Here is a 20,646-nt window from a genome sequence, read left to right on the forward strand (position 1 = left end):
TAGAGAGAAAAATGATGAAAATTTTAATGGTACTGACTTCTCACGACAAACTGGGCAATACGGGTAATAAAACCGGCTTCTGGCTGGAAGAGTTTGCCGCCCCTTATTACACCTTTAAAGACGCAGGTGCCGAGCTGGTGCTCACCTCCCCTGCTGGCGGCCAGCCGCCTCTTGACCCGAAAAGCGATTTGGCCGATTTTCAAACCGAACTCACGCACCGCTTTAAAGCCGACCCGGCTGCGCAGCAGGAACTGGCGAATACGATAAAATTGGATACCGTCAGCGAACAGGATTTCGATGCCGTTTTCTATCCCGGCGGTCACGGCCCGCTTTGGGATCTGGCAGAATCGCCGATCTCTATCGCGCTCATCGAAGCTTTTGTGCGCGCCAACAAACCGACCGGTTTTGTCTGCCACGCGCCGGGCGTACTGATTCATGTGAAAGCAGAAAATGGCGACGCGCTGATTAAAGGCCGCAAGGTGACAGGCTTCACCAACGGTGAAGAAGCGGCGGTTCAGTTGACGGACGTCGTACCTTTCCTGATTGAAGATGAATTCAAGAAACTCGGTGGGCTTTACGAAAAAGGCCCGGACTGGGCACCGTACCTCGTTGAAGACGGCAAGCTGATCACCGGTCAGAACCCGGCCAGCTCGGAAGTGGTCGCTAAAGCGATTCTCAAGCAGTTAGCTTAACCCGCGCTATACCTCATTCATCTGTGTCTAAAAAAGCAGGGCCGCATCAGCCTAGTGATGCGGCCCTACTCTGAAGCAATCGATCTCATTCAGGGGGAGACAAAATAGTATTTACCTGCTGCGCGGTTAAATCGAAGCCGTAAAAGCGCTGATAGAAGTCATGCGTCTCTTTTGCCATATCAATGTGCTGCATCTGCTGCGGATACAGCGTTTTTGCCAGCCAAAGAAATTGCAGCGCCTGCTCTGACGTTTCCCGACACCACCAGAACATGCCCAGCGGATTCGCGTAGACGCGCCCCTGTTTTACCGCCCGTAGCTGCTGCCACTGCGCATCCTGACGAATCGCCTTCGCATCCCCAGCCCGCATCGTAATAATCACATCGGGATCGGCCTGAAAAATTTGCTCAAGCGAAACGGGCGCGGTTGTTACACCAGAACGACTAAACCACGGCTCAGCCACGTTGATCGCGCCGCCCAGATCCATCCAATCCTGATTCAGTGAAGGACGTCCCGATGTCGTTAACGGATCGCCAACCGCATGGTAGACCTTTACACGCTGCTGTGACGGAATGTTCTGGATCACTTCCGTCACTCGCCTGACGTTATCCTGATAGTAGGCGGCAAAATCCTGTGCCCGACGCGATGCGTCCGGCCCCAGAACGTCACCGGTAATCAGCGTGCGTTCGACCATCGCTGCCAGTGAGTTATAGTGGAGCGGCACAATGGCGATCCCCGCCTTATTCAGCGCTTCGGCTTCAGCAACCGGAACGCTGTCAGACACGAAAAACACCTGGGCACGGCGAGAAATCAACGCTTCCGTGTTAATTCCCATGTTTCCACTATGAGCAACCAGCGAAGCCTGCGTGATGGACGGCACAAACTGGCGGAACAGTGGCATATCGCGCACAAGTTTGGTCGTCCCGACAATACGATCGCCATAGCCCAGCATAGCCAGTATCGAATTTTGCGCATTCCACGAGGTGGCAACGCGCTCAACCGTCGCGGGCACCGTTACAGTGCGATCGCCGTAATAGTGAATTGTCCGCTGCGGTGGTTCAGGCGTTTCCGCCTGAACCAGATGCACACCGGAGAAACTCACCGCCAACAGCACTAACGCATTGAGCAAATACTCGCGATACCGCGTTGTAAGGTTACGTTTCAGCATCACACTCACCAGTCAACGGTCAGAGAAGCACGAATTTCACGTGGTTCACCGACGAAAGCGTTGGCACCGCCGTTAATGCCGTCCGTGCTGCCGGGGAAAATTGAGGCCCAATAACGTTCATTGGTGACATTATTGAGCGACACGCGCAATGCCGCCGGTTTATCGTATAGTTTAAAGCCGTAGCGCGTACCGAGATCCAACGTGACGAAGCTATCTGCCCAGGTTGTGTTGGTATCATTCGCGGCACGTTTACCGGTGTAGTGGAGGTTCGCGATATAGACCAGATTAGGTGCTGATGGATGGCTATATTCCGTCAGCAGATTGGCCTGAAACTTCGGCACTCCAACCACCCGTTTATCACGCGTTGCCGCTAATGCAGTATCTTTCAGCTTGGGATCCAGCAGCGTCATGCTGCCATAGAGGTGCAAACCGGAAAGCACTTCACCATCCGCCATCAACTCCAGACCGGTGTTAACCTGATTACCTTGCTCTCTGAAAACGTTATCCGATGCAACATACGCAAAAGGACGCTCCAGACGGAAAATGGCCGCGTTCAGATTCAGCCCATCCCACTGCGATTTCACCCCCGCTTCATACTGGGTACTGCGATAAGGCTTCAGCGCTTGCCCTTCGTTCACCACCGGATTTAATTGATTTACCGGCGCAGTATCCCCCTGCTCAAACGAATCGGCGTAGGCGACATAGGTCATCACATTAGGTAAGGGTTTGTACATCAGCGACAGCGTTGGACTAGTACCCGTATCGCGAGTCACTTCACCATCAGCGCCAAAGCTGCGTGAGGTGATCCAACTTTGGCTCACCACACCCATCGCCGACCAGCGATCGTTGAACGTGATGGTATCGCCAGCCGTGATAGCCTGCTGACTGGTACGGCTGGATTTATAGCGGCCCGACCCCAGATAGAAACGCCCATCGCTGGGATCGGTATAGTTACGCGGCGAATCAATGGTGCTACTTCCCAGCGGGAAGCGCTTGCTATTCCCCAGCCCGTTATAGATCGTCCACTGGTATCCCGTAGTGCTGAATACCACGTCATGAGAAGGCCCATTCGTATCGATATGACCGTTCAGTTGCAGCGTATTGCTCAATACCTTAAAGCGTCCGGCGGTATAAGGCTGAGTCAGAGACGTACTCACGGTGCCCTGATTGTTAGTAATGGCATTCGACAGTGAACGCATACCGCGATCGGCGGTTTGATAACCTACGCCGCCAGAGGCATACCAGTTATTGTTGAAGTAGTGCTTCAGGCGTGTACTGGCGGTTTTCGTTACCAGATCCAAGCCCGAAAAACTTTGCCCGTATCCCTGTTTCGTCACATCCGGTGCGCTAGGTAACTGAATCGTCGGCCCATAGGAAAACCCACCGGCATAGCCCATTTTCCTGAAGCGATACTCGCTGGCATTGACTTCCAACACCGTATCGGGAGAAATATTCCAGTCAAATGCCACGCTGGCTAGTTGCCGTCTCAGGGTGCTGTTACTGATACTCCCTTCGCCTTCATCGTGCAGCAGGTTGATACGATAGCCGAACTGGTTTTCGTCCCCCAGATGTCCACCGAGATCGGCATGCCCCATCGCGGCACCTTTACCGGAATAGCCCACGGTAAGGCGGTTCAACGTCTGCGCAGTGGGTCTTTTTTGTGTGAAGTTAAATTGGCCGGACGGGCTGGCGGGTCCGTACAATGCGCCAGTCAGGCTGTTAATCACATCCAGCCGCTCCAGCATTTCCACCGGAAAGGCAGTGGTGGAAATAATGTTTAGCCCATCCAACCGACTGTTCGCCAGCACGTCACCTTGCATACCACGACTTTGTGGACGACCTACATCAATACCGCCTCGCGCCTGCATTTGGCTGGATGCGCTGTATTTCAGGAGGTCGTTAACGTTTTTCGCCTGCTGATTAGCAATCATGGCTTCCGTTACAGTCGTGGTCGAATACGGCGTGTCCAGTCTTGAGCGTTTACCCAACGGCCCGATCTCCACATCATCGGTCGTCATGCCTGCGCCAGCCAGATTTGCATTAGTCTCACTATGTTCTGCCTTGACGATCATAACGTCAGCCGCTTTTGCCTTCTCACTGGCGTTGCTCGTTGCGGGTTCAGCGCTCAGTACTGGTGGAACAACCACCATTAATGCTGGTAATAACCACTGTGCTTTTTTTCTATTATTTTTTTTTGGGGCTTTCATCTGCTATGTCCCTGTTGGTCAATATAATGTCAATTATCGATATGTAATTTTTTATATATCGCCGCATACTATACAGACATGACAGGAAGAAAATAAGGCGAGTGATAGAGGGATTTATTTTATAAAACGTTGAATATTAAAAATTAAAATATAAAAACGAGGTGTATAACCGATACCTCAAAGTGAGCATCTGCTATTCAACGAAAGAAAGAGATGGGCGATAAGCGCGTTGCGTAGCAACGGCCCGAAGGATGACAAACAGAGATGTCCGCCATAAAAAACGTCAGGAGCGTTTTTCAACGTTGCGTAGCAACGGCCCGAAGGGTGACAAACAGAGATGTCCGCCATAAAAAAACGTCAGGAGCGTTTTTCAACGTTGCGCAGCAACGGCCCGCAGGGTGACGGACAAGGATGTCCGTCATAAAAAAATCCAGAAACGTTTTCACGCTTCTGGATTTTTATAGTTAATCACGCTGGGCGCGTATCAGGCCGCTTTCTCCGCTACCTGATAACACCAGAGGCGTAATTACTGGCCTTTAACTTCTTTCAGGCCATTGAACGGTGCAGCATCACCCAGCGCTTCTTCGATACGAATCAGCTGGTTGTATTTAGCAACACGGTCAGAACGGCTCATAGAACCCGTTTTGATCTGGCCTGCTGCGGTACCTACAGCCAGGTCAGCGATGGTGGCATCTTCAGTTTCGCCTGAACGGTGAGAGATAACAGCCGTGTAGCCTGCATCTTTCGCCATTTTAATTGCAGCCAGCGTTTCGGTCAGAGAACCGATCTGGTTGAATTTGATCAGGATGGAGTTAGCGATACCTTTATCGATACCTTCTTTCAGGATCTTGGTGTTGGTTACGAACAGATCGTCACCAACCAGCTGGATTTTGTCGCCCAGAACTTTGGTCTGGTAAGCGAAGCCAGCCCAATCAGATTCGTCCAGACCGTCTTCGATAGAGACGATTGGGTACTGTTTGGTCAGATCTTCCAGGAAGTGGGTGAATTCTTCAGAGGTGAACGCTTTGTTGCCTTCGCCAGCCAGAACGTATTTACCGTCTTTGTAGAATTCAGAAGCTGCACAGTCCATCGCCAGAGTGATGTCTTTGCCCAGCTCGTAGCCTGCTGCTTTTACCGCTTCAGCGATAACAGCCAGCGCTTCGGCGTTGGAACCCAGGTTTGGCGCATAGCCACCTTCGTCACCAACAGCAGTACCCATACCTTTGGATTTCAGAACTTTAGCCAGGGTGTGGAACACTTCAGAACCCATACGGATGGCTTCTTTCAGCGTTTTCGCGCCAACAGGCTGAATCATGAACTCTTGGATATCAACGTTGTTATCCGCGTGCTCGCCGCCGTTGATGATGTTCATCATTGGCAGTGGCATAGAGTATTTGCCTGGGGTGCCGTTCAGTTCAGCGATGTGAGCATACAGCGGCAGGCCTTTTGACGCAGCTGCTGCTTTAGCGGCTGCCAGAGAAACGGCCAGAATGGCGTTAGCACCGAACTGGGATTTGTTCTCAGTACCATCCAGGTCGATCATGATCTTGTCGATGTTCGCCTGATCTTTCGCGTCTTTACCCAGTACAGCCTGAGCAATCGGGCCATTAACAGCAGCAACAGCTTTCGTTACGCCTTTGCCCAGAAAACGGGATTTGTCACCGTCACGCAGTTCCAGTGCTTCGCGAGAGCCAGTAGAAGCTCCTGATGGCGCAGCAGCCAGACCTACAAAACCACCTTCCAGATGAACTTCCGCTTCAACAGTTGGGTTTCCGCGTGAGTCGATGATTTCACGGCCGATGACTTTAACAATTTTGGACATTAGATTTTCCTCAGTACAAGTTAAACTAAAACTTTAGATAGAACTAAAACCCTAGACGAACAACGCGCGATAGCGATCGCGCGTTGCTGATATAACTCTTACTTCATCTGACGCTTCTGGTACGCGCCAGCGGCTTTCACAAAGCCGGCAAACAGGGGATGTCCATCTCGCGGCGTTGACGTGAATTCCGGGTGGAATTGGCAGGCAACGAACCAGGGATGATCGGGTAATTCAACAATCTCCACCAGTTTGCGGTCGGCGGAAAGACCAGCAACCCGTAATCCCGCCGCTTCAATCTGTTTCAACAGCATGTTGTTAACTTCATAACGATGACGGTGACGTTCAATAATCGTCTGCTCACCGTACATCTGACGCACCAGACTGCCTTCGGTCAGATGGCATTGCTGCCCGCCAACGCGCATGGTGCCGCCCAGATCGCTGGCTTCATCACGGATTTCAACTTCACCGTTCTCATCACGCCATTCGGTGATCAACGCAACCACTGGGTACTTACAGTCTGGCACAAACTCCGTTGAGTTTGCGCCTTCCATTCCAGCAACGTTGCGAGCAAATTCCATTAATGCGACCTGCATACCCAAGCAAATGCCCAGATAAGGGATATTGTTCTCACGGGCGTAACGCGCCGACATGATTTTCCCTTCGACGCCACGATAGCCAAAACCGCCCGGAATCAGAATAGCGTCTAAATCTTTCAATACTTCGACGCCACGGGTTTCAACATCCTGTGAGTCGATCAGCTTGATATTTACCGTCAGACGGTTCTTCAACCCGCCGTGTTTCAGGGCTTCAATAACGGATTTGTAGGCATCCGGCAGCGCAACATATTTGCCGACCATACCGATAGTGACTTCACCGCCCGGATTCGCTTCTTCATACACAACCTGTTCCCATTCTGACAGGTTCGCTTCGGGACAGTTCAAGCTGAATCGTTTACAAATATAATCGTCCAGCCCCTGTGATTTCAATAGCGACGGGATTTTATAAATTGAATCAATGTCTTTAAGGGAGATTACTGCTTTTTCCGGCACATTACAGAATAAAGCAATTTTTGCACGCTCGTTGGCAGGCACAGTGCGATCGGAACGGCAAATCAGCACATCAGGCTGAATACCGATAGAAAGCAGTTCTTTAACGGAGTGCTGCGTCGGCTTGGTTTTCACTTCGCCCGCCGCCGCCAGATACGGCACCAGCGTCAGGTGCATAAACAGCGTGTGTTCGCGGCCCACTTGCACCGCCATCTGCCGAATCGCTTCAAGGAACGGTAAAGACTCGATATCGCCGACGGTACCGCCGATTTCTACCAGAACGACATCGTGGCCTTCGCCACCTTCAATGATGCGTTCTTTAATCGCGTTGGTGATATGCGGGATCACCTGAATGGTCGCGCCCAGATAGTCGCCACGGCGCTCTTTGCGCAGGACATCAGAGTAGATACGGCCAGTGGTGAAGTTGTTGCGGCGCGACATTTTGGTGCGGATGAACCGCTCGTAGTGACCCAAGTCCAGATCGGTTTCGGCGCCGTCTTCGGTGACAAACACTTCACCGTGCTGCGTCGGGCTCATCGTGCCCGGATCCACGTTGATGTACGGGTCCAGTTTCATGATGGTAACGTTGAGGCCACGGGCTTCAAGAATAGCCGCCAGAGAGGCTGCGGCAATGCCTTTACCCAGAGAGGAAACGACCCCGCCGGTCACAAAAATATAATTAGTTGTCATGCTGAACCTGAGAGTTTAGGTTTAAAGACGATGGAGGTACCAAGACGGGAAAGTAGTATACCTGAACCTGATGAACGCCACAAATGTTCGTTTTACACAATGTGGCGATTCCAACACCCTCGAAGGCGAAGTAAAACCGCCCTCACCACAACCAATAATTACCTTTAAAAACAATATAATAAATTCATTAAAATCGATAAAAACAGAGTTTATGATTAAAAACGGATTAATGACCTATTTCCTGTTTTTTCACCTGCTGCCATGCGGCTTCCATTTCATCCAGCGTCGCCTGTTCCAGCGTTTTTCCCGATGCCGTAACGATTTGTTCTACCTCGCGAAAACGACGAGTGAACTTGCGATTTGCCGCCTGTAACGCATTCTCAGCCTTGTGCCCCAGATGACGAGAGAGATTGACTGTAGCGAACAATAAATCACCAATCTCTTCACCTAATTTTTCTTCATCGACAACGGCTTGCCGCGCCTCAAACATCACCTCGTCGATCTCTTCATAAACTTTGTCGAGCACCGGGCCCAGGCTATCCCAATCGAAGCCAACAGAGGCACAACGCTGCTGAATTTTTTGCGCTTTCATTAAGGCAGGCAGCGCATCAGGAATGTCATCCAACGGCGAATGACGATCTTTCTCCGCCCGCTCCTGCGCTTTGGTCTGTTCCCACTTTACCAGCACGGCATCGCTGTCCGTCAGCGTCAAGTCGCCGAAAATATGCGGGTGGCGGCGTTCCAGCTTGTCGCTGATGGCGTTACACACGTCGGAGAAATCGAACAAGCCCTTTTCCTGCGCCATTTGCGCGTAAAACACCACCTGAAACAGCAAATCCCCTAACTCACCGCGCAAGTCATCAAAATCCTGACGGCTGATGGCATCCAACACTTCATACGTTTCTTCCAGCGTATAAGGCGCGATAGTGTCAAAAGTCTGTTCCTTATCCCACGGACAACCATTTTCAGGGTCACGTAGGGTTTTCATGATGGCGAGCAGGCGCTCAACGGAGGATAAATTCGTCAAAGGTACAATCATAATATTCCTGAAAAAATTTGTGTGAAAATAGCAAAACACGGTAGCTAACTGTGCTAAAAAGCGCAAAGACATCACTATCTTCATTTAAACGGCGTAGAAAATTGTGCTGAGATGCACATGATCGCCGAGTGAGCCGCATGGATGCGGCGAAAGCCTGTGCCGCGTAGGGAACGCGTCACAGGCGGCTCGACAGCGGGCATGTTCATCGAAGGAACCGCATCGCGGCACAATTCTCGCCAAAAGCCAGGGTTCTGAGGGATGCGGCGTCTGAGCATCCCTCAGTCGGGCGTGGCAATGGTGCCACAAAGAACAATACGGCTAATCACGCACGAAACTGTTCACCACACCCGCACAAGATTTTCACCTGGCTGATGGTGAAACCAGTATTTACGCCCCCTGCTGGCGCCTCGCATCGATCACATCTGGAAGTTGGTTGAGCTTCGCCAGAATGCGGCCCAGCACTTGCAGGTTGTAGATCTCGATATCCATATCAATCGTGGCCAGTTGCTGCTTGGTATCGCTGCGGCTGGCGACGCCCAGTACATTAACCTTCTCATTCGCCAGAATCGTGGTGATATCTCGCAGCAACCCGCTGCGATCGTTAGCAATCACCCTCACCACCAGCGAATAGCCGCTGGAGTAGCTTTCGCCCCATACCGCATCCACAATGCGCTCCGGCGAACTGGCGCGCAGCTCGTCCAACTGTTCACAGTCGGCACGGTGAATCGAAATTCCGCGTCCGCGCGTGATAAACCCGGTGATCTCATCACCCGGAATCGGCTGGCAGCAGCGGGCAATGTGGTGCATCAGATTGCCCACACCTTCCACTACCACGCGACCGTTGTCCTTCGTGTTACGTGCCGCTGGCTGATGCGATTTTTGCGTCAGCTGACGCAGCGCTTCGCGATCCAGCTCTTCCGCACTCGGCTGTTTTAGCTGCGATTGCAGGAAATTCACCATCTGGTTCAGACGAACATCACCGCCACCGATGGCGGCCAGTAACTCATCCAGCGAATTCACGTTGTAACGCGGCAGCAGCAGTTTTTCCGCGGCTTTCAGGCTGACACCCAAATGCGCCAGTTCGTCATCCAGGATCTGTCGACCCGCCAAAATGTTCTTGTCGCGATCTTGCTTACGGAACCAGTTCTGGATCTTCGAACGTCCGCGGCTGGTGGTGATATAGCCTAAATTCGGGTTCAGCCAGTCACGGCTCGGGTTCGGTTGCTTCTGGGTGATGATTTCAATCTGATCGCCCATTTGCAGTTGGTAGGTAAACGGCACGATACGTCCGCCGATTTTCGCCCCGATGCAGCGGTGCCCGATATCACTGTGGATGTTATAAGCAAAATCCAACGGCGTGGAGCCCGTAGGGAGATCCACCACATCGCCTTTCGGCGTAAAGACATAAACCCGGTCGTCAAACACCTGACTGCGAACTTCGTCCAGTACATCATTCGAATCCGCCACTTCTTCCTGCCAGGCAAGCAGTTTACGCAGCCAGGCAATGCGGCCTTCGTAACCGGAACGCCCGCCCACGGAGGTGCCTTCTTTGTATTTCCAGTGTGCTGCGACGCCCAGTTCGGCATCTTCATGCATCTGCCGCGTACGAATCTGGATTTCGAGCGTCTTTCCACCCGGCCCTAACACCACCGTGTGAATAGACTGATAGCCGTTTGGTTTGGGGTTAGCGACGTAGTCGTCAAACTCGTCCGGCAGATGGCGATAGTGGGTATGCACGATACCGAGCGCCCCGTAGCAGTCCTGCAAGCGCTCAACGACAATGCGTACCGCACGGACATCAAACAGCTCATCGAACGACAGCGCTTTCTTCTGCATCTTGCGCCAGATGCTGTAGATATGCTTAGGACGACCGTAGATCTCCGCCTGCACGCCCTCTTCTTTCATCGCGTTGCGCAGCGTTTTGACAAAATCGTCAATGTACTGCGCACGATCGATACGGCGCTCGTGCAGCAGCTTGGCGATTTTTTTATATTCATCAGGATGCAGATAGCGGAAGCAGAAATCTTCCAGCTCCCACTTTAACTGGCCGATACCTAAGCGGTTAGCCAGTGGCGCATAGATATTGGTACACTCTTTAGCCGCCAATACCCGTTCTTCTTCCGGGGCATCCTTCACTTCACGCAGGTGCGCGATCCGCTCGGCGAGCTTGATCACCACGCAGCGGAAATCTTCCACCATCGCCAGCAGCATGCGGCGGATGTTATCGACCTGCTCAGACGAGCCTGAATCATTCTGCGTCGCTTTGAGCTGGCGGATTGCATCCATATCGCGCACGCCATGCACCAAATCAACGATGTTTTTACCAAACGCGGCTTCCAGCGTCGCCTCATCCACCACGTTCGCATCTGCCAGCGGAAAGAGCAGCGCCGCGCGCATGCTGTCATTGTCCATGCTCAGCGTGGACAGGATTTCCACCATTTCAATGCCGCGCCACAGCAGTAGCGATGCATCGGCGTGATCTTGCGTTTGCTGCTCACAGTAACGCCAGGTTTCGGCTAAACGTTCACACGATTGCTGGCTGGAAATACCCAGTGAAGCAATCCACGCGTCAGGGACAAACTCACCTGCCGTATTCAAATGCGCACTTCTTACCGCAACCATAATTTCTCCCTACGTTACCCTTCACCTTGCAAACGACGCCGCTTTGCTGCCTATTACGCCTTTCGCGTGCCGGTATCGTGCAAAAACAGTGCCATCGATTCAAGGTGACCGGTATGTGGAAACATATCCAACATGGCGACATTCGCCAGCCGATAACCAGCGGCCAGTAATACTTTGCTGTCGCGTGCTAGCGTCGTGGCGTTACAGGAGACATACACCACGCGTTTCGGTGCCAGTCTGGTTATCTGTTCCATCACGCCTGCCGCGCCCGCACGTGCCGGATCAAGTAATATCTTATCAAAACCCTGAGCCGCCCATGGCTGCTGCGTGACGTCATCTTCAAGATTTTGGTGAAAAAATGTGACATTGGACAACCCATTGCGTCGGGCATTCTCGCGTCCTTTCTCAACTAACGCGGTCACCCCCTCCACACCAACGACGCTGGCGGCACGATGTGCCAGCGGTAGCGTGAAGTTACCCATGCCGCAAAACAGATCTAATATTCTATCCTGCGGTTGCACATCCAGCCATGCCAGCGCCTGCGCGACCATCTGCTGGTTCACTGCGTCATTAACCTGAATAAAATCACGCGGGCTAAAGGCCAGCGTCAGCCCAGCAACGTGATAAACCGGCTCTTCACCCTGTAAACACGTCAGCGAATCGGCATCCGGTGCCAGATAAACCGAAACGCCCTGCTGCTGCGCAAAATCACGCAGCGCCAGTTGATCCGATGAATAGAGTGGGTCAAGGTGCCTCAGCACCAGCAGCGGACCGTTCTCCGCCTGCACCAGCTCCACATGCCCAAGGCGCTTCACCGCCTTTAATCGGCTCAGGCAATCGCGCAGCGGTTGCAGCAACGCTTCAAGCTCGGGGCGCAACACCGGACAGGCTTTGATATCCACCAGATCGTGAGAATTTGACTGCCGGTAGCCCATCAACAGACGCTGCTCTTTTGCCTGAAAGTATAACGCAAGCCGCGCGCGCCTCCGATAGGCATAAGGTGTGCCAGCAATCAGCGAGGCTTCAGGCAGCTCTGCGCCCGTTTCCCGCGTCATCAAACGCATCAATGCAGCCGATTTACTGCTCTGTTGCAGCGCGATATCCGCGTGCTGCTGTTGGCAACCGCCACAGCGGGTAAAATGCGGGCACGGCGGCGTAACGCGCTGCGGGCTAGGCGTCAGCAGGCGTTTAAGTTTTGCATGCGAAAACTGACGCTTCTCTTCTGTCAGTTGGACCTCGGCCTGCTCTCCCGGCAGTACACCCGTGACAAACACCGTCTTGCCTTCGTGACGCGCCACCCCCTGCCCAAACGGATCAAGCGACGTGACCGTAACAGTGAGGTTCTTAGCAGGAATTGCTTTCCGGGTCGTCACACGCCGGTTTGGAGAGTAGAATTGCGCCATAATGTACTATCGATTGATCTCTTGAGTTGAACGGCTGTAACCGGTACATGCAGTACCCGATAACTAATTACATCATTGGGTGCTCAGCATCCTCTAATTCTCCCACATTGGAACCCCATGACCAAATACAGTCTTCGTGCACGGATGTTGATACTGATTTTGGCACCGACGTTGATGATCGGGCTGCTGCTTAGTTCGTTCTTCGTCATCCATCGTTACAATCAGTTGCAGTCGCAATTGGCCGATTCGGGCACCAGCATCATTGAGCCGCTGGCGACCATCAGCGCTTATGCCATTACTCATCGCCAGATGGACACGATTCCCGCGCTAATCAATACGCTTCATCGCCGTCACTCCGCGATTATTCGTACCATTAGCGTGTTCGATGCGCGTAATCAGCTCCTCGCCACCACCAACGTCCGCAACAACGTGACCTTAGAGTCGCTCAGCAGCGATGCGCTTGCACACAATAAGCTGCACCTGCACCACACGAATGACGCGCTGATTCTGCACATGCCGATCGTCACTGACAGCGAATTCATGCAGGGCGGAACAACGCCCGTGCTGCCCGGCACCGCGACACCTCTCGGCTATCTGGTGATCGAGCTGGATACCAGCACCATTCGGCTTCAGCAGTATCAGGAAATTTTCATTGCCGCGCTCCTACTGCTGTTATCTTTGGGTGCCGCCGTCATCTTTGCCTATCGTCTGATGCGGGATGTCACCACACCGATTCGCAATATGGTGGATACCGTCGATCGTATTCGTCGTGGGCAGTTGGATAGCCGGGTCGAAGGTTACATGCTCGGCGAACTGGATATGCTGAAAAACGGCATCAACTCGATGGCGATGTCGCTGACCGCCTACCACGAAGAAATGCAGCAAAATATCGATCAGGCGACCTACGATCTGCGGGAAACGCTGGAGCAGATGGAGATCCAAAACGTCGAGCTGGATCTGGCTAAAAAGCGCGCACAGGAAGCCGCCCGCATCAAGTCTGAGTTTCTGGCAAATATGTCGCACGAACTGAGAACGCCGCTAAATGGCGTGATCGGTTTCACCCGCCAGACGTTGAAAACACCGCTGAACACGACACAGACGGACTATCTGCTCACCATCGAGCGGTCCGCCAATAACTTGCTGAATATTATTAACGATGTGCTGGATTTCTCGAAGCTAGAAGCCGGAAAGCTGGTGCTGGAGGATATTCCGTTCTCGCTGCACAACACGCTGGACGACGTTGTGATGCTGCTGGCGCACACGGCACATGAAAAAGGGTTGGAACTGACGCTCAGTATTCAGAATGACGTGCCCGAACAGTTTGTCGGCGATCCGCTGCGGATTCAGCAAATCATCACCAACCTGCTGGGTAACGCGATTAAATTTACCGAACAGGGCAACATCGATATTCGGGTGGAGAAGCGTCGACAGGAACTTCATCAGGTGCAGTTAGAGGTGCAAATACGCGATACCGGTATCGGTATTGCCGAGTTGCAGCAATCGCAGCTGTTCCAGGCTTTCCGTCAGGCCGACACCAGCATTTCTCGCCGTCATGGTGGTACAGGGCTCGGGCTGGTCATCACCCAACGTCTGGTCAAAGAAATGGGTGGCGATATCAGTTTTCAGAGCGAACTCAGCAAGGGATCGACCTTCTGGTTCCACATCACGCTACCGCTCAACCCGCACGCGATACCGACCGAACCCGCCTACACGATGCTGCAAGGCAAACATCTGGCCTATGTGGAATACCATCCCATCGCCGCGCAGGCCACGCTGGATATCCTGAGTCAGACGCCGCTCATCGTGAGCTACAGCCCGACGTTTGAGCAGTTGCCGGAAGGGGAATTTGATATCCTGCTGCTCGGTATTCCCGTGCAATACCGTAATACGCTGCTCGACTACACGCCCAGACTGCGCGATATCTGCCGCCGCTCGCCCTGTGTGATTCTGGCGCTGCCCAGTCTGGCGCAAATGGATGCCGAGCAGTTGAAAACCTTCGGCGTACATGCCTGCCTGAGCAAACCGCTCGCCGCGTCACGCCTGCTGCCGCTGCTACAGGACAGCACGCTGTTCCAGTTCTCTTTTCTGCCGGACGATACTGCATCGCATCAGAGTGCCGCACGCCATCTCGCCCGTTTACCGTTGAGGGTGATGGCGGTGGATGACAATCCAGCTAATCTGAAACTGATCGGCACGCTGCTGGAAGAGCAGGTCGAGACGATTATCCTGTGCGAAAGCGGACAAGATGCGATTGCACAGGCAGAACTGAATCAGTGCGACATTATTCTCATGGATATTCAGATGCCGGGTATGGATGGCATTTGCGCCAGTGAGCTGATCCGTCAGATCCCTCACCATGCCACCACGCCTATCATCGCGGTGACGGCGCAGACTATGACGGGTGAACGTGAGCATCTGCTGCGTTCGGGTATGGATGACTATCTGGCGAAACCGATAGACGAACAGATGCTGAAAAGCGTGTTGACGCGTCATGCACGGCAAGATCCGTTGAAGCGCAATCGGGGCGAGATGACGGGATTACTGAACGAGCACGACGATAGCCAGCTATCACTCGACTGGGCGCTGGCGCAGCAACAGGCGGCCAACAAGCCGGAACTGGCGCGCGACCTGCTGCAAATGCTGTTGGATTTCTTGCCAGAGGTTCAGCGGAAGATAGAAAACGTGCTGAAGGGGCAGACGGATGATGACATCATCGAGCTGGTTCATAAACTGCACGGCAGTTGCAGCTACAGCGGCGTTCCGCGTCTGCAACGCATCTGCCGCTATCTGGAACAACAGCTGCGTAAAGGTGTTCACGCCAGCGATCTGGAACCCGAATGGCTAGAGCTGCTGGACGAAATCGACAACGTCAACAGAGCCGCCCAGCCGCATATCAATCCCCGACTCCCGTAATCACAACCACTGGCATAGCCCTGTCTCTTCGTCATATTTTATGTGGCCGTGGAGACAGTTTCGTGCGCTTACAATACGGCTGTTTCATGCTCCGCCGTAGCACGCGCCCGACACGAAGCGGCTCAATCGCCGCCGCCCCGTGACCCCAGGCTTTCGGCGTGAATTATGCCGCTACGCGGTACCTTCGTCGGTATCTGGCTTTACGGACCACTTGCAACACGATTACTCACCCCATAAATGGGGCTCGCCCTCCGGGCCAGCACACGTGCTGTTCAAAAACGTCTCTGACGTTTTTGTCCGGCGTGGCGCAAGTTTTCGCCGCGTCCTGCGGCTCATCCTAAGCCTGCTACCTCCTCAGCATAATCTTTTACGCCGGATAACAGCAAAGCCCGCAATTTCTCTGTATCTGCATAAGAAACAACGACTTGGAAAACGGCCATAATCCTGAACGTTTTAGGTACGAACGCGCGAAACTACCTCAGAGTCTGCATAAAAACGTGTAGATAAAAGGCGCTGATTAACAATCCTGCTGCCGCATCACGATGACGCTCAGCGCGACACAGACTGCGCCAGTCGGATCGTGGCGGCGATATTACGTGCCGTCATCCGCACATTCTCTGCCGCATTATCCAGCGCTTCTTCTAGTGAGCAGATGTTGTAAAGCACGCTGAATACTGCATCCAGACCATGTTCATGCACCACGCCGACATCTGCCGTCAGGCTGCCAGCAATACCAATCACCGGTTTGTTATACTGTTTGGCGATCCGCGCCACGCCAATCGGCACTTTACCGTGAATCGTCTGGCTGTCGATGCGCCCTTCCCCAGTAATCACCAGCGTGGCATCTCGTACCAGTTCATCCAGCCCCAATGCTTCTGTGACAATCTCAATGCCCTGACGAAGCTCAGCGCCGCAAAAAGCCTGTAGCGCCGCCCCCATACCGCCCGCCGCCCCCGCACCGGGAACGTGTTCCACGTCCATATCCAGATCGTGGCGAATCACCGCCGCATAATGCTTCAACGCATTATCCAGCTGTTCAATCATCTCCGGCGTTGCCCCTTTCTGGGGGCCAAAAATCGCCGACGCACCCAGTTTCCCCGTCAATGGGTTGGTCACATCACAGGCCACTTCAAAGCGACAATTTTTAATACGCTCATCCAGCTCGCTGATATCAATGCGAGCGAGTTTGTCGAGTTCACCCCCGCCAAAACCGATCTGTTCGCCCTGCTTATCCAGCAACTTCGCGCCCAGCGCCTGCACCATGCCCGATCCGCCGTCATTGGTTGCGCTTCCACCAATGCCGATGATGCAGTGTCGAACACCGTGATCTAACGCGCAGCGAATCAACTCGCCCGTGCCATAGCTGGTCGTTTTTAACGGATTACGCAGTTGCGAAGGCACTCGTTCCAGACCGCTCGCTGCCGCCATCTCAATAAAAGCCGTTTTTTCATCGCCAGACAGGCCAAAGAACGCGTCGATGTTATCGCCTAACGGTCCTGTCACCTTAACATTCACAATCTTGCCATCGGTCGCAGCGACCATGGCTTCAACGGTGCCTTCCCCACCATCTGCAACAGGCAATTTGACATAGCAGGCATCGGGGAATATTTCACGAAATCCCTTTTCAATCTGCGTAGCAACCTCTTGTGCAGACAGGCTTTCTTTATAAGAATCCGGTGCGATCACTATTTTCATAAACGATCCGATTTCATCAACGTTCCGATTGCATCAATAATCCGCGCGCTCATGAAACGGCGCTTATACCTGCCAACGTTCAGGGCAGCAGATCCTGAAACCCAGTAGGTAGATCAGAGTGATTATCTGCCAGTCGGCTGGCATCCTGTGCCAGCCTCGTGACTATCGCTTCACGGCTTATCGCGTAACTTCAACTTTGGCCAGCTTCTCGTAGTAACACGCCAGCGCACTGTGGTCAGCCGATCCCAGATCGTCCGCTTTCAGCGCCTGCATCATTTCCATCACAGCCGCCGTTAACGGCAGCTGTGCGCCGACGCCGTGTGAGGTATCCAGCGCGTTCGCCAAATCTTTGATATGCAGATCGATGCGGAAACCTGGCTTAAAGTTACGATCCATCACCATCGGCGCTTTCGCATCCAGCACGGTGCTGCCCGCCAATCCACCGCGGATCGCCTGATAAACCAGATCTGGGTTAACCCCTGCTTTCGTCGCCAGAACCAGCGCTTCAGACATGGCGGCAATGTTCAGCGCCACAATCACCTGATTCGCCAGTTTGGTCACGTTCCCTGCACCGATATCACCAGTATGTACAACAGAACCTGCCATGGATTTCAGAATCTCAAAGCAGCGCTCAAACTGGGCTTTGTCGCCACCGACCATCACAGACAGCGTGCCGTCGATCGCTTTCGGTTCACCGCCGCTGACTGGCGCGTCCAGCATAGCGATCTCTTTCGCCGCCAGTGCGGTAGCAATTTCACGGCTGGCAAGCGGGGCGATTGAACTCATATCCACCACAATGCTTCCGGCGCGCGCACCGTCGATGACGCCGTTTTCACCCAGCACCACCTCTTTAACGTGTGGAGAGTTAGGCAGCATGGTGATGATGACATCACACAGCTCCGCAACCTGTTTCGGCGTTTCAGCCGCCGTAGCGCCCGCTGCAACCACTTCCGCGACCGCGTCCAGATTTCGATCCATCACGACTAATGAGTAACCTGCTTTCAGCAGATTTTTACTCATCGGTTTTCCCATGATGCCCAATCCAATAAAACCAATTTTCATCGCCCTAACCTCATTGTCTGATGTAGATATCACTTCAATTCACGATGAACCCACCTCATGGCGGATCCGATTCGCACGGAATTAATCCATTACTTCTTGTACTTGTCGCTCAGCGCCTGTGTTGCGCTGCGGAACACGCCCAGATCGCTACCGACCGCAACGAAGCTTGCGCCCCATTCCAGATAGCGACGCGCATCGGCTTCAACCGGTGCCAGAATGCCGCACGGCTTGTTGTGCGCAGCGGTGCGATCGAAGATGTGGCGGATCGCTTTCTGCACGTCAGGATGATTAGGCTGACCGAGATAGCCCAGCGCCGCAGACAGGTCGCTCGGGCCAACAAACACGCCGTCTACGCCGTCAACGGCAATAATTGCATCCAGATTGTCGAGGCCGTCCTGACTTTCGATTTGCACTACGACGGTAATGTTGTCGTTAATCTTGGCGAAATAGTCCGGTTCGGTGCCATAGCAGTTGCTACGGTGCGCCACGGAAACGCCGCGGATGCCCGCAGGCGGATAACGGGTTGACGCGACCGCACGCGCAGCTTCTTCCGCCGTTTCCACGAAAGGAATCAGGAAGTTATTGAACCCGATATCCAGCAGTCGTTTGATAATGATCGGCTCATTGCACGGCGGACGGACGACAGGCGCACTGTGGCTGCCTTTCAGCGCCATGAGCTGAGGAATAAACGTCACGATATCGTTAGGCGCATGTTCTCCATCCAGCACCAGCCAGTCGAATCCCGCCAGCCCCAGCACTTCAGTTGAAATCGGGTTGCCCAGCGCACACCAGCAGCCAATCAACGTTTTCCCCTGCAGCAAATCTTGGCGAAAACGGTTAGGTAACAGCGGAGTCTTCATTTTTTATCCTCGGTCATTCCAGCGCCGCTTGCCTGAAGCGGCGCGCTCAAAAAACGGAAAATCAGAACGTTAGCGAACCAGACACGGACGTTTATTATCAAACGTCCACTCAGGAATAAGGTACTGCATTCCCATGGCGTCGTTACGTGCGCCTAATCCCATGTTTTTATACAGTTCGTGTGCTTTCATCACTTGGTCCATATCCAGCTCGACGCCCAGACCCGGTTTCTTCGGCACTTCCACCATGCCGCCAGCAATCTGCAACGGTTCTTTCGTCAGGCGTTGGTTGCCTTCCTGCCAGATCCAGTGCGTATCAATCGCCGTAATCTTGCCCGGTGCCGCCGCGGCGACCTGAGTAAACATGGCCAGTGAAATATCAAAGTGGTTATTGGAGTGAGAACCCCAGGTTAAGCCCCATTCGTGGCACATTTGCGCCACACGTACGGAACCTTGCATTGTCCAGAAGTGCGGATCGGCCAACGGAATATCGACCGATTGCAGCGAAATAGTGTGCCCCATCTGTCGCCAGTCGGTAGCGATCATATTGGTCGCGGTAGGCAGCCCCGTCGCACGGCGGAATTCCGCCATCACTTCACGACCCGAGAAACCTTGCTCCGCGCCGCACGGATCTTCTGCATACGCCAACACGCCGCGCAACTGTTTGCCCAGGCCGATAGCTTCATCCAGCGACCAGGCACCGTTTGGATCCAGCGTGATGCGGGCCTGCGGGAAGCGTTTCGCCAGCGCGGTAACCGCTTCGGCCTCTTCGCTGCCGGCCAGTACGCCGCCTTTCAGTTTGAAATCATTGAAACCATATTTTTCGTACGCGGCTTCAGCCAGACGCACGATGGTTTCTGGCGTCAGCGCTTCTTCATGACGCAGACGATACCAGTCGCATTTCTCGTTAGCCTGACTCTGGTAAGGCAGATCGGTTTTATTACGATCGCCAATGTAGAACAGATAACCCAGCATCTCGACGGCATCACGCTGCTGCCCATCCCCCAGCAGCGAGGCCACGCTGACGTTGAGGAATTGCCCCAGCAGATCGAGCATGGCGGCTTCGATCCCCGTGACGACATGAATGGTGGTACGCAGATCGAACGTCTGCAAACCGCGCCCGGAAGAATCGCGGTCGGCGAACTGCGCACGCACCGCTGTCATCACGTTTTTGTATTCGCCCAGCGTTTTGCCCACCACCAGCGCGGCAGCATCTTCCAGCGTCTGACGGATTTTCTCACCGCCGGGAATTTCTCCGACACCGGTATTCCCGGCGTTATCTTTCAGAATCACAATGTTGCGAGTGAAATAAGGTGCATGTGCGCCACTCAGGTTGAGCAACATACTGTCGTGACCTGCAACCGGAATAACCTGCATGTGGGTAATCACCGGAGTTGAACTTTGCAATGTCATTTTCTTATCCTTTCTCTCTA

13 protein-coding genes are annotated in these 20,646 nt (G+C 53.5%); 2 read left to right on the forward strand and 11 right to left on the reverse strand.

Annotated elements, in window-relative coordinates; all coding sequences use genetic code 11:
* Positions 1-14 precede the first annotated feature (14 nt).
* On the forward strand, positions 15-692 hold the full coding sequence (locus EIP93_RS17915) for a type 1 glutamine amidotransferase domain-containing protein (RefSeq protein ID WP_105879763.1): 678 nt from the start codon (positions 15-17) through the stop codon (positions 690-692).
* An 85-nt stretch (positions 693-777) separates the two neighbouring features.
* Here the strand turns inward: EIP93_RS17915 and EIP93_RS17920 are convergent, their stop codons facing one another.
* From EIP93_RS17920 to rlmD, 7 genes are all read right to left on the reverse strand, one after another.
* The gene (locus EIP93_RS17920; RefSeq protein WP_103861730.1) at positions 778-1,857 is read right to left on the reverse strand and encodes an ABC transporter substrate-binding protein; all 1,080 of its coding nucleotides are present in this window, start codon (positions 1,855-1,857) and stop codon (positions 778-780) included.
* A 5-nt stretch (positions 1,858-1,862) separates the two neighbouring features.
* Positions 1,863-4,064 carry a TonB-dependent receptor gene (locus EIP93_RS17925; RefSeq protein ID WP_125233065.1) on the reverse strand — a complete coding sequence of 734 codons (2,202 nt, stop codon included), beginning with the start codon at positions 4,062-4,064 and terminating at the stop codon, positions 1,863-1,865.
* 526 nt (positions 4,065-4,590) lie between these two features.
* Entirely contained in the window at positions 4,591-5,886 is a 1,296-nt protein-coding gene (gene eno / locus EIP93_RS17930; RefSeq protein ID WP_039513233.1) for a phosphopyruvate hydratase, read from the reverse strand.
* Positions 5,887-5,984: 98 nt separating this feature from the next.
* Positions 5,985-7,622, reverse strand: coding sequence for a glutamine hydrolyzing CTP synthase (pyrG, locus tag EIP93_RS17935; protein WP_039486203.1), 1,638 nt, complete (start codon positions 7,620-7,622; stop codon positions 5,985-5,987).
* Between the two features lie 226 nt (positions 7,623-7,848).
* Positions 7,849-8,661: a nucleoside triphosphate pyrophosphohydrolase gene (mazG, locus tag EIP93_RS17940; RefSeq protein WP_103861732.1), complete on the reverse strand. Its 813-nt coding sequence runs from the start codon at positions 8,659-8,661 to the stop codon at positions 7,849-7,851.
* Positions 8,662-9,048: 387 nt separating this feature from the next.
* On the reverse strand, positions 9,049-11,283 hold the full coding sequence (gene relA, locus EIP93_RS17950) for a GTP diphosphokinase (protein WP_103861733.1): 2,235 nt from the start codon (positions 11,281-11,283) through the stop codon (positions 9,049-9,051).
* Between the two features lie 53 nt (positions 11,284-11,336).
* Positions 11,337-12,686, reverse strand: a complete 1,350-nt coding sequence (gene rlmD, locus EIP93_RS17955; protein ID WP_125233066.1) for a 23S rRNA (uracil(1939)-C(5))-methyltransferase RlmD — start codon at positions 12,684-12,686, stop codon at positions 11,337-11,339.
* 117 nt (positions 12,687-12,803) lie between these two features.
* On the opposite strand from rlmD, the gene barA reads away from it, so the two are divergent.
* On the forward strand, positions 12,804-15,599 hold the full coding sequence (barA, locus tag EIP93_RS17960) for a two-component sensor histidine kinase BarA (RefSeq protein WP_125233067.1): 2,796 nt from the start codon (positions 12,804-12,806) through the stop codon (positions 15,597-15,599).
* A gap of 549 nt (positions 15,600-16,148) precedes the next feature.
* Here the strand turns inward: barA and EIP93_RS17965 are convergent.
* The 4 genes from EIP93_RS17965 to gudD all read right to left on the reverse strand — a co-directional run bounded on the left by EIP93_RS17965 (position 16,149) and on the right by gudD (position 20,626).
* A complete protein-coding gene (locus EIP93_RS17965; protein WP_103861736.1) occupies positions 16,149-17,294 on the reverse strand; it encodes a glycerate kinase in 1,146 nt (381 codons plus the stop codon).
* 177 nt (positions 17,295-17,471) lie between these two features.
* Positions 17,472-18,386 carry a 2-hydroxy-3-oxopropionate reductase gene (garR, locus tag EIP93_RS17970; protein ID WP_258874442.1) on the reverse strand — a complete coding sequence of 305 codons (915 nt, stop codon included), beginning with the start codon at positions 18,384-18,386 and terminating at the stop codon, positions 17,472-17,474.
* 59 nt (positions 18,387-18,445) lie between these two features.
* Positions 18,446-19,216 (reverse strand): 2-dehydro-3-deoxyglucarate aldolase, encoded by a 771-nt coding sequence (gene garL / locus EIP93_RS17975; RefSeq protein WP_010309153.1) that lies wholly within the window; start codon positions 19,214-19,216, stop codon positions 18,446-18,448.
* 69 nt (positions 19,217-19,285) lie between these two features.
* Positions 19,286-20,626, reverse strand: a complete 1,341-nt coding sequence (gudD, locus tag EIP93_RS17980) for a glucarate dehydratase (protein ID WP_107333390.1) — start codon at positions 20,624-20,626, stop codon at positions 19,286-19,288.
* Positions 20,627-20,646: the final 20 nt, after the last annotated feature.

The sequence above is a fragment of the Pectobacterium versatile genome, assembly GCF_003932035.1.
GTDB lineage: Bacteria > Pseudomonadota > Gammaproteobacteria > Enterobacterales > Enterobacteriaceae > Pectobacterium > Pectobacterium versatile.